This is a genomic window from Caulobacter sp., assembly GCF_039596335.1.
Lineage (GTDB): Bacteria > Pseudomonadota > Alphaproteobacteria > Caulobacterales > Caulobacteraceae > Caulobacter.
The window spans coordinates 159,441-173,622 of sequence record NZ_JBCNJZ010000004.1 but is presented as its reverse complement, the minus strand read 5'-3'; the positions used below and the strand labels follow the sequence as shown (position 1 = coordinate 173,622).

At 67.8% G+C, this 14,182-nt stretch carries 13 protein-coding genes and 1 pseudogene; 8 read left to right on the top strand and 6 right to left on the bottom strand.

Annotation, left to right across the window (positions count from 1 at the left end):
- The first annotated feature begins 7 nt into the window (after positions 1 to 7).
- Positions 8 to 523: a hypothetical protein gene (locus tag ABDW31_RS09885; protein ID WP_343698578.1), complete on the top strand. Its 516-nt coding sequence runs from the start codon at positions 8 to 10 to the stop codon at positions 521 to 523.
- On the opposite strand, the gene miaA is transcribed toward ABDW31_RS09885, so the two are convergent.
- Entirely contained in the window at positions 510 to 1,430 is a 921-nt protein-coding gene (miaA, locus tag ABDW31_RS09880) for a tRNA (adenosine(37)-N6)-dimethylallyltransferase MiaA (protein ID WP_343698577.1), read from the bottom strand. The genes ABDW31_RS09885 and miaA overlap by 14 nt on opposite strands.
- Here miaA and ABDW31_RS09875 point away from each other — a divergent pair.
- From ABDW31_RS09875 to ABDW31_RS09865, 3 genes and pseudogenes are all read left to right on the top strand, one after another.
- A complete protein-coding gene (locus ABDW31_RS09875) occupies positions 1,429 to 1,899 on the top strand; it encodes a hypothetical protein (RefSeq protein WP_184721106.1) in 471 nt (156 codons plus the stop codon). The genes miaA and ABDW31_RS09875 overlap by 2 nt on opposite strands.
- A gap of 210 nt (positions 1,900 to 2,109) precedes the next feature.
- Positions 2,110 to 2,796, top strand: a pseudogene (gene serB / locus ABDW31_RS09870) (phosphoserine phosphatase SerB); the annotation flags it as partial.
- Complete coding sequence (locus ABDW31_RS09865) at positions 2,793 to 3,458, top strand: HAD family phosphatase (protein WP_343698576.1); 666 nt, start codon at positions 2,793 to 2,795, stop codon at positions 3,456 to 3,458. The pseudogene serB and the gene ABDW31_RS09865, both read left to right, overlap by 4 nt.
- Before the next feature lie 10 nt (positions 3,459 to 3,468).
- On the opposite strand, the gene ABDW31_RS09860 is transcribed toward ABDW31_RS09865, so the two are convergent.
- Positions 3,469 to 5,805, bottom strand: a complete 2,337-nt coding sequence (locus tag ABDW31_RS09860) for an EAL domain-containing protein (protein ID WP_343698575.1) — start codon at positions 5,803 to 5,805, stop codon at positions 3,469 to 3,471.
- The gene (locus ABDW31_RS09855; RefSeq protein ID WP_343698574.1) at positions 5,805 to 6,422 is read right to left on the bottom strand and encodes a methylamine utilization protein; all 618 of its coding nucleotides are present in this window, start codon (positions 6,420 to 6,422) and stop codon (positions 5,805 to 5,807) included. The genes ABDW31_RS09860 and ABDW31_RS09855 overlap by 1 nt, the downstream gene beginning before the upstream one ends.
- A 197-nt stretch (positions 6,423 to 6,619) precedes the next feature.
- Here ABDW31_RS09855 and ABDW31_RS09850 point away from each other — a divergent pair, with 197 nt between their 5' ends.
- The 3 genes from ABDW31_RS09850 (at position 6,620) to ABDW31_RS09840 (ending at position 9,194) form a co-directional block, all read left to right on the top strand.
- Positions 6,620 to 7,501 (top strand): DUF3034 family protein, encoded by an 882-nt coding sequence (locus ABDW31_RS09850; RefSeq protein ID WP_343698573.1) that lies wholly within the window; start codon positions 6,620 to 6,622, stop codon positions 7,499 to 7,501.
- 12 nt (positions 7,502 to 7,513) lie between these two features.
- Positions 7,514 to 8,014, top strand: a complete 501-nt coding sequence (locus ABDW31_RS09845) for a group 1 truncated hemoglobin (protein ID WP_221444712.1) — start codon at positions 7,514 to 7,516, stop codon at positions 8,012 to 8,014.
- Positions 8,015 to 8,093: 79 nt separating this feature from the next.
- Positions 8,094 to 9,194: an Mrp/NBP35 family ATP-binding protein gene (locus ABDW31_RS09840; protein ID WP_343698572.1), complete on the top strand. Its 1,101-nt coding sequence runs from the start codon at positions 8,094 to 8,096 to the stop codon at positions 9,192 to 9,194.
- A 59-nt stretch (positions 9,195 to 9,253) separates the two neighbouring features.
- Here ABDW31_RS09840 and ABDW31_RS09835 read toward each other — a convergent pair whose 3' ends face one another.
- Entirely contained in the window at positions 9,254 to 10,552 is a 1,299-nt protein-coding gene (locus tag ABDW31_RS09835) for an outer membrane protein transport protein (protein WP_343698571.1), read from the bottom strand.
- Between the two features lie 229 nt (positions 10,553 to 10,781).
- The gene (locus ABDW31_RS09830; RefSeq protein ID WP_343698570.1) at positions 10,782 to 11,687 is read right to left on the bottom strand and encodes an SDR family NAD(P)-dependent oxidoreductase; all 906 of its coding nucleotides are present in this window, start codon (positions 11,685 to 11,687) and stop codon (positions 10,782 to 10,784) included.
- Positions 11,688 to 11,854: 167 nt separating this feature from the next.
- On the opposite strand from ABDW31_RS09830, the gene ABDW31_RS09825 reads away from it, so the two are divergent.
- A complete protein-coding gene (locus ABDW31_RS09825) occupies positions 11,855 to 12,199 on the top strand; it encodes an L-rhamnose mutarotase (RefSeq protein WP_343698569.1) in 345 nt (114 codons plus the stop codon).
- Positions 12,200 to 12,239: 40 nt separating this feature from the next.
- Here ABDW31_RS09825 and ABDW31_RS09820 read toward each other — a convergent pair whose 3' ends face one another.
- Complete coding sequence (locus ABDW31_RS09820; RefSeq protein ID WP_343698568.1) at positions 12,240 to 13,898, bottom strand: alpha-L-fucosidase; 1,659 nt, start codon at positions 13,896 to 13,898, stop codon at positions 12,240 to 12,242.
- Positions 13,899 to 14,182 lie beyond the last annotated feature (284 nt).

The window sequence follows — 14,182 nt, the reverse complement described above, 5'->3', positions numbered from 1 at the left end:
GGTCTTCGTGTTCGTGCAAGACGCTACGCCGCCGGCCGCAACCGCTCCCGCGCCTCAGCCGCCGCAGCTGCAGCGCCTGGCGCCGATCGCCCAGAAGGCTCGGCCGCTGACCCTGACCAAGGGCGGGCGCACCGAGAACGCGGTGGTGCGTCACCAGATCTTCCTGCGCACGATCGTCAAGCCCGGCGCGGTTCCGGTCCTGCCCGACGGCGTGACGGTGTCGGCCATCCCCTGCGCCTGGATCGTTGAATCCTATCTGCAGCGCGAGATCTGCTTCTACTCGATGACCGGGCTTCTGGCCTGTACCGACACCAATACCGAGCCGCTGCGCGCCACCGAGACCGGCCAGGTCGACCAGGCGCCGGACGCGGCGTGCGACGTCATCGCCAAGCCGGTCGAGCTGGCCGAGGCGCGGGTGATCGACGCCCTGGAGCAGATCAAGGCCCAGATGTTCGACGAGGACTACAAGCTGATCGTCAGGCCGCAGCTGGTCGCCAACGGCGCCGTCGTCACGGAACGCTGACCCGCTTCCAGTCCGGCGTCTGGTTTCTGAACCAGGTCAGCTGGCGCTTGGCGTAGCGGCGTGTCTCCTGGCGGGCGGCGTCCAGGGCCTGGTCCAGCGTGGTCTCGCCGCGCAGGTGGGCGGCGAATTCGCGATAGCCTACGGCCTTGAGGGCGGGGAGGGACGGATCCAGGCCGCGGGCCTCCATGGCTCGCACCTCGTCCAGCGCGCCTTGCTCGACCATCACCGCCAGGCGGGCGTCACAGCGGGCATAGAGGTCGGCGCGGGGTGGATCCAGCACGAGGCCCGTCCACGTCCCGGGCTGCAACGCGGGCCTGGTGTCGGTCTGCCACGCGGTCAGCGACTTGCCGGTGGCGATGGCCACGGCGTGGGCGCGGACCAGGCGCTGGCGGTCTCCCACCTCGATGCGGGCCTCGGCCTCGGGATCCAGGGGTTTGAGGATCTCGCGGAAGTCTTCCTCGCCTCGGGCCGCGTACAGCAAGCCGGAGATCTCGCGCTGGGTCTCGGGCACCGGCGGCACGTCGGCCAGGCCATGGGTCAGGGCGCGGAAATAGAGGCCGGTGCCGCCGACCACGATAGCCGGCTTTCCCCGCGCCTCGATCTCGGCCAGCACCTTGGTCGCCGCCTCCAGCCAACGGCCGACCGACCAACCGACGGCTGCGTCGACCACGCCGAACAGGTGGTGCGGGGCCTGGGCGGTCTCCTCGGGCGACGGTCCGGCCGTCAGCACCCGAAGGCCCGCATAGATCTGCATGGAGTCGGCGTTGACGATCTCAGCCCCGGTCGTCTCGGCCAGGCGCAGGGCATAGGCCGACTTGCCGCTTGCCGTCGGCCCCGCGATCAGAAAGATGCGGGAGCTGTCGGCCTGGGGATTATCCAAGGTTGCGTCAGACTCGGGAGAGCTCATGCGTCGGTCTTACCTCATCGCGGCCAGCCTTGTCGCAGCCTTCATGCCTGCGCTGGCCTACGCCGACGTGAACCCTCGGGCCGCCCAAGCGCCCGCGGCCCCGCTGGGGACGCAGCTGCCCGCGCCTGCGCCGCTGTCGGCCGCCGCCAGCGAGAAGGCCGGCTGCGGCGCGGTGCTGCTGATCCTGGGCAAGGTGGCCGACACCAGCCCCGAGATGTTCGCCAAGCAGTCCAATGGCAAGGCCGTGCAGACCCTGTTCAGCGCTCTGGGCCTGAAGGGCAAGGTGATGATGGACGAGGCCTTCGCCGAAGGGGCCAGCCAGGGGCTCAGCGCCACCCAGACCTATGAGGCCGGCGTTGTGGGCCTGCTGGGTTCGATCAAGGCCGACATCGCCGGCGCCAACGTCCGCGACGCGGGGCGCAACGCCGGCGTCGCGCTGATGAAGCGCTGCACCGGCATGGGTGATTAGGCTCAAGCGGGTTGACGGGCGGGGGCGGACGGCTTAGCGCCCCGGCTCATGCTCGCCATCACGCTCGTCGGCCCTGGCGCCGAAACCGTCGCTCGCTCCCTCGGTCTGGGGGAGCCCGTCGTTCTGGGCCCGGACGCCGTCGACCTTCTGGCGTCCGGCGAGATCGCCGACCTGAACGCCAAGGTGGCCGGCGCCATCGGCGACCAGCCGATCGACTTCGTGGTCCAGCCCGCCGAGAGCCGCAAGAAGCGCCTGCTGATCGCCGACATGGACTCGACGATCATCAATGTCGAATGCCTGGACGAGCTGGCCGACTTCGCCGGGGTCAAGGACAAGGTCTCGGAGATCACCGAGCGGGCCATGCGCGGCGAACTGGCCTTCGAGGGCGCCCTGCGCGAGCGAGTCGGCATGCTGAAGGGCCTGGGCGTCGAGGCGCTGCAGACCTGCTACGAGCAGCGGGTGCAGCTGAACCCTGGGGCCGAGACCCTGGTTCGCACCATGGCCCAGCACGGCGCGCGCTGCGCCTTGGTCTCGGGCGGTTTCACCTTCTTCACCAGCCGGGTGGCGCAGGCCGCGGGCTTCCACCTGAACCGCGCCAACACCCTGATCGAGCTGGATGGTGCGCTCACGGGCCAAGTCGGCGATCCGATCTTGGGCAAGGAAGCCAAGCTGGCCGCCCTCAACGAAGAGACCTCGGCGCTGGGCCTGACCCCGGCCGACGCCTTGGCTGTGGGCGATGGGGCCAACGACCTGGCGATGATCGAGGCCGCCGGCCTGGGCGTGGCCTACCGCGCCAAGCCGATCGTGGCGGCCCAGGCCCACGCCAAGGTCGACCACACCGACCTGACGACCTTGCTCTACTTTCAGGGCTACAAGGTCGAGGAGTTCTACAAGTGAGCTTTCCCCGCCGCGTCGACGCGGTCGTCTTCGACATGGACGGCCTGCTGCTGGACACCGAAACCGTCTATCGGGCGGCGATGATCGAGGCGGGGTCGGTCTTCGGGATCGAGTTCACCGGCGCGACCTATGCGGCGCTGGTCGGCAAGACCAACCCGGAATCGGCCCTCCTGCTGGCCGAGCTCTATGGCGAAAACTTCCCGGTCCGGGCCTATTTCGAGCGGGTCTGGTCGGACGTCGAAGACTTGCTGGCCGCCGAGACCCGGCTGAAGGCCGGGGTGGTCGAGATCCTCGACTATCTGGACGATCGGGGCCTGCCGCGCGGCATCGCCACCTCGAACGGCATGCTGTCGGTCGAGAAGTACCTGGGGCGCTTCGATCTGCTGCACCGCTTCAACGCGGTGGTCGCCCACCAGGACGTCACCCGGCACAAGCCCAATCCCGATCCTTACCTGCTGGCGGCCCAGCGCATCGGCGTCGATCCGATCCACTGCCTGGCGCTGGAAGACAGCCACCCCGGCGTGCGCGCCGCCCACGCGGCCGGCATGATGACGGTGATGGTCCCCGACATCCTCGATCCCAACGAGGAGATGCACGACAAGTGCGTGCACATCGCCGACAGCCTGCACCACGTGATGGACTTGCTGAAGGCGTCGGTCTGAAGGGAGCGGCCTAGGCCAGCTTGCGGGCCGGAGCCTCGGCGGGCAGGTCGATGGACCATTCGCCCAGGAAGTCGATCAGCTTGTCCAGGCCCATCGGCTTGGCGACGAAATAGCCCTGGGCCAGGTCGCAGCCCATCAGTTGCAGGGCAGCCAGGGCCTCGCGGGTTTCAACGCCCTCGGCGGTGACCTTCATGCCCAGGCTATGGGCCAGGTCGACCGTCGACTTGACCAGCAGGGCGTCCTTGCCGCCCGATTCCAGGGTCATGACGAAGGCCTTGTCGATCTTCAGTTCGTCGGCGCGGATCTGCTTCAGATAGGCCAGCGACGACAGGCCCGAGCCGTAGTCGTCGATCGACACGGAGATGCCGGCGTCCGCGAAGCGCTCCAGCACGCCCAGGGCGACGTCGGGATTGCCGATCACGGCCGTCTCGGTGATCTCGAAGCAGACGCGGGCGTCGGCGGCCTGGACCTGGGCGATGGCGAAGTCGGCGAAGTCGGCGTCGTCGATCAGGCGGCCCGAGACATTGACCGACATCAGCACGTCGTGGCCGGCGGCGCGCAGCTTGGCCTGGTCCTTGATGGCCTGGGCCAGGACGTAGTCGGTCAGGGCGCGGATGTGGCCGGTCTCCTCGGCCATGTCGACGAACAGGTCCGGACGCACGAAGCCGCGGGTCAGGTGGGTCCAGCGCACCAGGGCCTCGACGCCGCTGATCGCGCCGGTGCGCAGGTCGAGTTTGGGCTGGTGATTCAGATAGAGGGCGCCGCTGCGCACCGCCTCCAGCATCTCGCTCATCAGGGACAGGTTGGCGGACGGGTCGCCATAGGCCTCGGCGTCGAAGGCCATCAGCTTCTTGTGGGCGGCGCGGGCCTGGTCCAGGGCGATCAGGGCGCGCTCGATCAGGCGGGCGGCGTCCAGTTCGCCGGCGCCGGTCGCGGCCAGGCCATGCGTGATGTGGACGTCGACGGGCTCGCCGCCGAGGCAGATCGGCGCTTCCAGCTTGGACAGGACGGCGTCGGCCGCGGTCAGCACCTCGTCCAGGTCGTCGCGATCCGAGACCACGCACAGGATCGAGGTCGTCAGCCGGCCGACCAGCACGCCCGGGGCGATGTCCATGATCCGCTGGCCCAGCTTGGCGACCAGTTCGGTGGCCAGTTCGTAGCCGATGGCGGCGCGCACCTGCGGGAAGCGGTCGAAGCCGATGGCGCTGATCACGACCTGCTGGTTGGCCGAGGCGGCGGCCAAGCGGCCCTCGATCGTGCGCTCCAGGGCGCGACGGTTGGGCAGGCCGGTCTCGCCGTCGTGCAGGGCCTGGCGGGTCATCTCCGCTTCGCGCTCGCGGATCTCTTCGGCCATCAGGTTGAAGCTCTGGGCCAGGCGGCCGATCTCGTCTCGGGTCGTGACCTCGACGGCGACCGCTTCGCCGCGCTGCAGGCGCTGGGCGGCCTCGTCCAGGGCGCTGATCGGCTTGGAGATGCCGCGCGACAGGGCCCAGCTGGCGGCGGCGACCAGAGCCGCGCCGATCAGGCCGACAATGACCACGGCGCCCATCAGCGGGCGATAGGGGGCCATGGCCTGGGCCATGGGGTAGCGCAGGACCAGGGCTGCGCCCGAGGCCTTGTCCAGGGTCGTGATCGGCTTGACCAGCACCAGGCTGTCGGCCCCGCCGCGCAGCATCCGAGGCTCGCTCAGCTTGTCGTGCATGGCCTGGCCGACAAAGGCGGCGAGGGCGGAGTTGACCGGACCGTGGTCGGCCGAGATCCAGGCCCCGCCGCGCTGGTCGAAGACCTGGGCGTCCAGGCCGATGGCCGACAGCTTCTCCAGGGCCCGCATCTCCGGCTCGTCCAGGCGGGCGGCGAAGACGATCCAGCCGGTCAGGGTCGGCGACAGGATCGGGGCCGAGATCAGCTGATAGGGCTGGCCGTCGATGGCGAAGACGCCCTGCGCGCCGTCCTCGGCGTCCAAGGCGCTCCACAGCTTTTCCAGGTCCAGGCGCTGGGGATCCATGCCCGTCACGTCGCCGTCGACCCCGACGGTGAAGGCCAGGTCCAGGCCCAGGCGCTGGCGCAGATTGGTGACGGCCGACTCCACGGTCGGGCGGTCATGGGTGGCGATGGCGGCGCGGAAGCCGAAGTCGCGGGACAGCAGGTCGGCGCCGTCCTGCAGGCGCTGGGTGCGCAGGGCCCAGACGCGGTCGAACACTGTGCCGGACGCGGCCAGCTCCTGGCGCACGGTGCGCTGAGCGTTGCTGGCGATCGCCACATAGACCGTCACCGCCACGAGGCTCAGCGCCAGGGCAAAGAGCCCGGCGTAAAGCACGGTGAGCTTGGTCTGGAGGCGCTGGAACATCAGTGTGCGGCTGGCGCCCTCAACTCGATGGTCACGGCCTCGCGCGCCGCGCCGGCGGGGAGGCTGGTGGTCGTGAGGGTCTTTTCGTTCTTCATGCCGCGCAGATAGGGGTGCCAGACCTTGGCGACGACGGCGCCGGCCGGGACGTTCTGGATGGTGACCACGCCATTGCCGTCGGTCTTGCCGGCATAGGCGGTGTCGACCACGCGGATGAACCCGACCATCTGGTCGTGGATGTTGCAGCCGATGGCCGCGACGCCCGCCGCATTCATCTTGGCGGTGCGGTTCTCTTCGTGGCCGTACAGCTTGATCTCAAACTTGTTGCCGGCCGAGAACGAGTAGACGTGGTGGCGCACCTTATCCAGGTTCGGGAACGACACGTCCGCGCCCACCGGGACGACCAGGACGAACGGGGTGAACTGGATGTTCTGCTGGGCCACGCGATAGGCCCAGGGGAACTTTATCGGGCCCTTGGTCGGCTGGCCGTTCGGATAGACCATGACCACGGCGTCGGCCACGGGCTTGCCGTCGGCGCCCCGCACGGTGGCCGTGAAATCGCCTGCCAGGGCGTGTCCGCCCCAGAATGCAGCCATCAGAAGTAGAGCGATACGTTTCATCAGACTTCTCCTAGCTTGGGCGGAGTGAAATGCGCGTTAACAGGGCTGTTACGGTGTCGCAGCTGCGACATGGGGTGCGACAACCTGTTTTGGGTTTTCGGCTATACTCGAAAACTCTCCGTAAGAACTTTGGCGTCAAGGGTCCTGCGCGTCGGCCTGCGGCAGAGCTCGCGGCCGGCTCGACTTGGAGGGGCCTCATGAAACGACTTTTGCGGACCGCGCTGGCGGCCACGGCCCTGGGCGCTTGCGCTGCGAGTGGCGCGCACGCCGGCGAGATCGAGACCGGCGGCAAGCTGCTGCTGACCCACGGGGTCAGTTCGGTCGAGGGCGGGGCGGGCGGCGGTCTTTCGACCTGGGCCGTGATCGCCGGCAACGAGACCAATCGCGGCGTCGGCGGCGAGGTCCATGGGACCTATGTCGACGTCAAGGACTACAAGCTGCGCGCGTTCGGCGGCGCTCTGGGCTGGCATGACCGCGTCGAGCTGTCGGCCACGCGTCAGGAATTCGACACCGGCGCCACGGGCGCCAAGCTGGGTCTCGGCAAGGGCTTCACCTTCAAGCAGACGGTGCTGGGCGCCAAGATCCGCGTGCTGGGCGACGCCGTCTACGAACAGGACAGCTGGATCCCGCAGGTCGCGGTCGGCGTGCAGTACAAGGACAACAACCAGGACGCCATCGTCCGCGCCGTCGGCGCCAAGAAGGACAGCGGCGTCGACGTCTATGTCGCCGCCACCAAGCTGCTGCTGGACAAGTCGCTGGTGCTGAACGGCACGGTGCGCCTGACCAAGGCCAACCAGATGGGCCTGCTGGGTTTCGGCGGCGACAAGAACGACAGCTACAAGCCGCAGTTCGAAGGCTCGGCGGGCTATCTGCTGAGCAAGCGCCTGGTGGTCGGGGCCGAGTACCGCACCAAGCCCAGCAACCTGGGCTTCGCTAAGGAAGACGACTGGAAGGACCTGTTCGTCGCCTATGCGGTCAACAAGACCCTGTCGGTGACCGCCGCCTATGTGGACCTGGGCGACATCGCCACCTTCAAGAACCAGCGCGGGCTGTACCTGTCGCTGCAGGCCGGCTTCTAAGGGATAGCGACCATGAAGACCTTCATTCTCGCCGGCTTCGCCGCGATCGCCCTGTCGGGTTCGACCCTGGCCCAAGAGATGACCAACGTCCCCGGCGAGGTCCCGATCGAGGCCTACAAGCAGTCGAACGCCAACGCCGACGCGACCCCGATGACCGATCAGAAGACCTTCGAGGCCTTCCACGGCAAGGCGGGCATCGACCGCATCGTGGAGACCATGGTCGAGCGCAATTTCGCCGACCCGCGCATCAAGGACTTCTTCGCCGCCACCGACAAGGTGCGCTTGAAACGGACCCTGAAGGAGCAGTTCTGCTACATCCTGGGCGGCGGCTGCGACTACACGGGCCGCAACATGAAGGACTCGCACAAGGACCAGGGCACGACCAACAAGGACATGAACGCCTTGATCGAGAACCTGCAGTTCGCGATGGACAAGGAGGGCGTGCCCTTCGCCGCGCAGAACAAGCTGCTGGCCAAGCTGGCCCCGCAGCAGCGCGACATCGTCGAGCGGTAGAATCCCTTAGGAGCGGCCCGGTCTTGTAAAACCGAGCCGTCACGCGGATATGAGGCCCCCTGTATTAGGAGGCCCGCCCGTGACCGCTACTCTCGACGACGCCCGCACGGCGCTGGACCTCATCGTCGATCCGGCCAGCGGCAAGGGGCTGGTGACCGCCGGCCTCGTCCAGGGCCTGGTGGTCCGCGAGGGCCGCGCCGGCTTCGTGCTGGAAGTGCCGGCCCGCCAGGTCGGCCGCTACATCCCCATCCGCGATCAGGCCGAAAAGGCCCTGGCCGCCTTGCCCGGCGTCGAGAAGATCTCGGTCGTGCTGACCTCCGAGGCCGCCGAGGGCGCGACCCGGGTGCGCAAGGGCGCATCGATCAAGGAAGACCCCCAGGCGCGGATCGTCCCGCCGCCGGAAGCCGAAAAGCCCGCCCACGTCCGCCACGTCATCGCCGTGGCCTCGGGCAAGGGCGGGGTGGGCAAGTCCACCGTCTCGACCAACCTCGCCGTCGCCTTCGCCAAGATGGGCCTGCGCGTGGGTCTGCTGGACGCCGACATCTATGGCCCTTCTGCCCCCAAGATGATGGGCGTCGACGGCGATCCGCTGTTCGAGGGCGACAAGCTGCAACCGCTGGAAGCCCACGGCATCAAGGTGATGTCGATCGGCTTCATCGTCGACGAGGGCAAGGCGATGATCTGGCGGGGACCTATGGCGTCTTCGGCCGTCCGCCAGATGATCCACGACGTGGCCTGGGGCTCGGAAGATCAGCCGCTGGACGTGCTGGTCGTCGACCTGCCGCCGGGCACCGGCGATGTCCAGCTGACGCTCGTTCAGAAGCTGCGCATTGACGGAGTGGTATTGGTGACCACGCCCCAGGAGATCGCCCTGATCGACGCGCGCCGCGCGGCGGTGATGTTCGAGAAGACCGCCACGCCGATCCTGGGCCTGATCGAGAACATGGCCTTCTTCGCCGATCCCTCGACCGGCGCGCCGATCCCAATCTTCGGCGAGGGCGGCGGCGTGGCCGAGGCTGAGCGCCTGAAGGTTCCACTGCTGGGCCAGGTCCCGATCGAGATCGCCGTGCGCCTGGGCGGCGACCAAGGCGTGCCGGCGGTGATCTCCGAGCCCAAGGGACAGGCGGCCGAGGTCTTCGGTTCGGCGGCCCGGATCCTCAGAGAAACCCTCAAGATCTGACAACAAAAAGCCCGCCCGGATCGCTCCGGGCGGGCTTCTCGTTTCAGTCGTCGCTCAGCTTAGAAGCTGAAGCGCGCGCCGGCCGACAGGACCACAGCGTGGCCCGTGACGTCGCCGAACTGACGCACGGTGGCGCTGGTCGCCGTGACGTCGGTGCGATTGATCTTGGAGTCGTCGAAGGCGATGTAGTTGATCGCCGCGTCGAGGTTCAGGCTGTCCGTCGCGGCCCAGGTGGCGCCGGCGGCGTACATCATGCGGTCGCCGTCCGGCACGCGGGCGGTGCGCCCGACGTCCGGCGTCGGGGTCGGGTCGTACTGCACGCCGGTGCGCAGGGTCAGGCGCGGGGTGGCCTGGAAGTCGATGCCGGCAGCATAGGACGTGGTGTCCTTATAGTCCTGGACGCTGGTCGTGGCGCCGCCCGGGAACGAGACGCGGATGGCGTCGAACTCGCTCCAGCCGATGCGGCTGACCGAAGCGTTCAGGGTCCACTGGTCGTTCACCGCCCAGCGCGCGCCGATATTGGCCATCCAGGGCAGGGTGATCTTAGCCTGGCCATCGACCGAGAAGTTGTTGGCGGCAGGGATCGGGGCCAGCAGGCCGGCGACCGTGACCTTGCCGTCCAGCTTCTGGTCGATCTTGCTGCGATAGCTGGCGCCGATCGTGAAGTTCGAGGACGGGTGGATCTGCGCGCCGACCGTGTAGCCATAGGCCCAGCCGTCGCCCTTCAGGGCCTGGCTGCCGTCGGGTTGCAGCGGCGAGATGTTGGGCAGGGCGTTGGTCAGCTCGGCGTCGGCGTAGAGGGCGGTGACACCCACGCCGAGGTCGAGGAAGTCGCTGACCTTGTAGGCGATGACGCCGTCGACATTGATGGTCAGCAGGTGCGACTTCAGGGCGTCGTAACGCGTCCAGCTGTCGGCGTTGTATTCGGTGGTGAAGTTATAGGGCGCGGCGACCGAGACGCCGACCGACAGGCGGTCGTTGATGCGGAAAGCGACGCCGCCGTTGGGCACCACGCCGTCATTGATCGGGTCGAAGGCGGTCTGGGCGCCGCCCACCGGGTTGGTCACGCCGGTCGGCGGAACGGGGCGGGTGATGTTCGAGCCGTTGTTGACGACCTTGGAGTTCACCTGAACCGCGTGGAAACCCAGCTGGGCTTCGCTGCGCTCGATGCCGGCGATCGACGCCGGATTCCACCACAGGCTGCCGACGCCCTTGTCGGCCACTTCGCCCGAATAGGCGCGGCCCGAGGCGCGGACCGACTGTTCCTGCAGGTAGAACGCCGAAGCAGAGGCTTGCGAGGCGGCGACGAGCGCCACGAAGGCCACGCCGGCGGCGAGGCTGGTACGCGAGAGAGACATGATTTTTTACCGACCTTCTTGGGGAGGAAGATGCTCTTCGAAAGCCTGTCGGCCTTCGCGGAGCGCTGCCTGTAACGCATCTGGTCAAATAGCGTTGCTTTTAATTGTCCCAAGCGTGAATTTTGTCGGTTTTGTAACAGATGCGGAGCCGAAAAGGCCCCGCATCAATCATTGTTATGTCAAAACTTTGCTGTGAGCCTGAGCTCGTCAATTGAATCCTTGATCAGGATCAGCCGCCAGCCATCTTGCGGAAGAACTTCTGGCCCTGCTCGCCGCCGTTGAAGTAGGCTTTCTGGCCGTCCTCGGCAGTGATCTTGTCCCAGCTGTCGCGAACTTCCTCAGCCGACAGACCGCCTTCGCCCAGATAGACGCCCTCGGTCTCGTAGATGCGCGACAGGGCGAAGGCGCCGGCGCCGGCGGTCAGGATCGCGCCGGTGGGGGCTTCGTCCGACGCCAGGTAGACGACGCCCGGGGTCACGTATTCCGGCGCCAGCTTGGCCAGCACTTCGGGCGGCATCAGGCCTTCGGTCATGCGGGTGGCCGCGACCGGGCTGATGGCGTTGATCTTCACGTCGTTCTTGGCACCCTCCAGCTTGAGGGTGTTCATCAGGCCCAGCACCGCCATCTTGGCCGCGCCGTAGTTGCTCTGGCCGAAGTTGCCGTACATGCCCGACGACGAGGTGGTCACGACGATGCGGCCGTAGTTCTGGGCCTTCATGATGTCCCAGACCGCCTTGATGGGCTTGAAGGTGCCCCAGACGTGGACCTGCATGACGGCCTCGAAGTCCTCGAGCGCCATCTTGGTCAGGGTGCGGTCGCGCAGGATGCCGGCGTTGGCGATCAGGATGTCGATGCGGCCCCAGGTGTCCATGGCGGTCTGGACCATGTTGGCCACGCCCGCGTCGTCGGTCACCGAGGCGCCGTGGGCGATGGCCTCGCCGCCGAACGCCTTGATCTCTTCCACGACCTTCTGGGCCGCTTCGGACGAGCCGCCCGAGCCGTCGACGCTGCCGCCCAGGTCGTTGACGACCACCTTGGCGCCGCGTCGAGCCAGTTCCAGAGCGTGCTGGCGGCCAAGCCCGCCGCCGGCGCCCGTAACGATCGCGACCTTGCCGTCGAAGCGGATGTCCGCCATGCCCTTTGTCTCCCTCAAACGCGTGTTTGGTTTGACGCGTTTGTGCGGCGCGGGAGAGGGGGCGTCAAGGGGAGGGCGCCGCCGCTTAGCGCGTACGGGCTCTCGGCTTCACGGGGTCGGGCGTGTAAGAGCGACGGCGGCTCCTTCTCGACACGAGGCTCTTCAGCATGCGCCATTGTTTCGCGCTCGATCTCCAGGACGACGCCGACGCCATCGCCCGCTACGAGGCCTGGCATCGGCCGGGCGCGCCGCCCGAGACGGTGACGCGATCGATCCGCAACGCCGACATCCGCGAGCTGGAGATCTGGCGGGTGCACGACCGGATGTTCATGATCATGGAGGTTGGCCCGGCGTTCTCGCCCCAGGCCAAGGCCGCCGCCGACATGGCCTCCGAGGATGTCCAGGCCTGGGAGACGCTCATGTGGTCGTTCCAGAAGCCCCTGCCGCAGGCCGCGCCGGGCGAGAAGTGGCTGGCGATGGAGAAGATCTACGCCCTGAGCGAGCAGCCCTAGACCGCGACGCCGATGACGTCGCGGCCCCGGCCGGTCTGCGCTAGAGCGCGCCGTCGATCCTCAGGGCGACGCCGAAGGGATGGACCGCGCCGTCCGGCACGCGCACCCGCAGGCCGCTGGCGTCCTGGGTGAAGGGAAGAGCGGTGCGATCGCCGACCACCGTCACCCGCTTGGTGCTGCGTTTGGCGTGCGGGCCGCCCTTGGCCAGCGAGGTGATCAGCACCTCGCCCGAGGCCGGCCGGCCCATGACGATGGCGTAGAGCGCTCCGTTCTTGGTGGTGAAGCGCATGTCCTTGTCCGTGAACGGCTTCTGGTTCTTCTCGGCGAACATGCCGGCGGCGGCCTCGGTGGGGCCTTCGCCGAAGATCGTCCAGGGCCGCGTGCCGTAGATCGCCTCGGAGAACCGGCCCATCCAGCCGCCGATCTCCTCGACGATGCGCTGCTCTTCGGAATCGATCGTGCCGTCGGGCCGCACGGGCACACTCAGCAGCAGATTGCCGTTCTTGGAGACGATGTCGCACAGGCGATGAATGACCGCCGAGGCCGGCAGGTACGACTTCTGCAGATAGCGCTCGCGGTCATAGAACCAGTCGCCCAGGCAGGTGTCGGTCTGCCAGGGCTCGGGGCTGATGTCCGAGCGCGCGCCGCGCTCGACATCGGCTGTCACCCCGCCGCGGAAGGGCGCGCCCGCCTGCGGCTTGATGTTGATCACCACGTCCTGCTTGCCGTTGCGGGCGACCGAGGCGTTGTACATGTGGGCGACGATATCCAGCCCCGCCTGCTCCAGCGGGATGTCGAAATTGTCGAAATACAGGAGATCGGGCTCGTAGGTGTCGATCAGGTCCTTGGTGCGCAGGAACCACTGGCGGGTGAAGGCCGGATTGGCCAGCGGGGCCTTCTCGGTCCAGACCCGGTCGTTCTCCTTGTGCCACTGGTTGGCGGCCGCGATCGAGTTGAGGCCCGGCGGCAGCGGCATGACCGGCCCGCCGTAGAGTGCCTGCGGATCCAGCCCCTCCCACCACTTGCCCCGGCCATCCAGGCGGTTGAGGCGATAGGCGTCGTAGCGCTCGCCCTGGCGCGGCCCTTCGGGGTCGTAGCCGTAGGCGGTCTGGAACCAGTGCCAGGCGTGGGCGGCGTGGTTGGAGACGCCAAAGCGCAGGCCGCGCTTGCGGGCGGCCTTGGCCCAGAGGGCCATGATGTCCTTCTTGGGCCCGACCTTGGTGACGTTCCAGTCGTGGAAGCGCGAGTTGTAGCCGTCGAAATTGTCGTGGTGATTGGCCAGGGCCACGAAGTACCTGGCGCCGGCCTTGGCGTAGAGGTCCATCAGGCCCTCGGGGTCCCAGTTCTCGGCCCGCCACTGCGGCAGCAGCTCCATGTAGCCGTAGTCGGCCGGGTGGCCGTAACGCTTGAGGTGGCGCGCATAGTAGGGGTCGCCCTGGATGTACATCTTGCGGGCGTACCAGTCGCCGGCCTCGGGCACGCTCTGCGGCCCCCAGTGGGCCCAGAGGCCAAACTTGGCGTCGCGGAACCAGTCGGGCGCCTTGTAGCCGCTGACCAGCGAGTCCCAAGTCGGCTTGAACGGGCCGGTCGCGATCTGGTCGAAGCCGGGCTCGACCAGATGCTCAGCCTTGGCCATGCCGGCCAGGGCCGTCGCCGCCGCTGCGCCGCCGAACAGGCCCCGTCGTGTCGCTTGGGTCATCGCATCCTCTCCTTCTGTTCAGGGCGCTCCGGGCGCCTATTTTGTCCGAGTAATATTCTTCGTTCCTGCCTCTACCGCGCATGACGCGGCGAAAATCAGGGCTCCGGCGGTGTCAGATCATCACCTGTGGGCCGGGGCCCGGCGTCGCCTCGACGTTCGACCCGATGCAGCCCCTACGGGTGGGGGCTAGGACGAAACTCAAGCAAACAAGCGGTTTCAAGCTCATCTTGTCTGCGCCTTCCCGCTATCGCGCCGCCCGCCAGCGATCTGCGATTTTAGTGAAA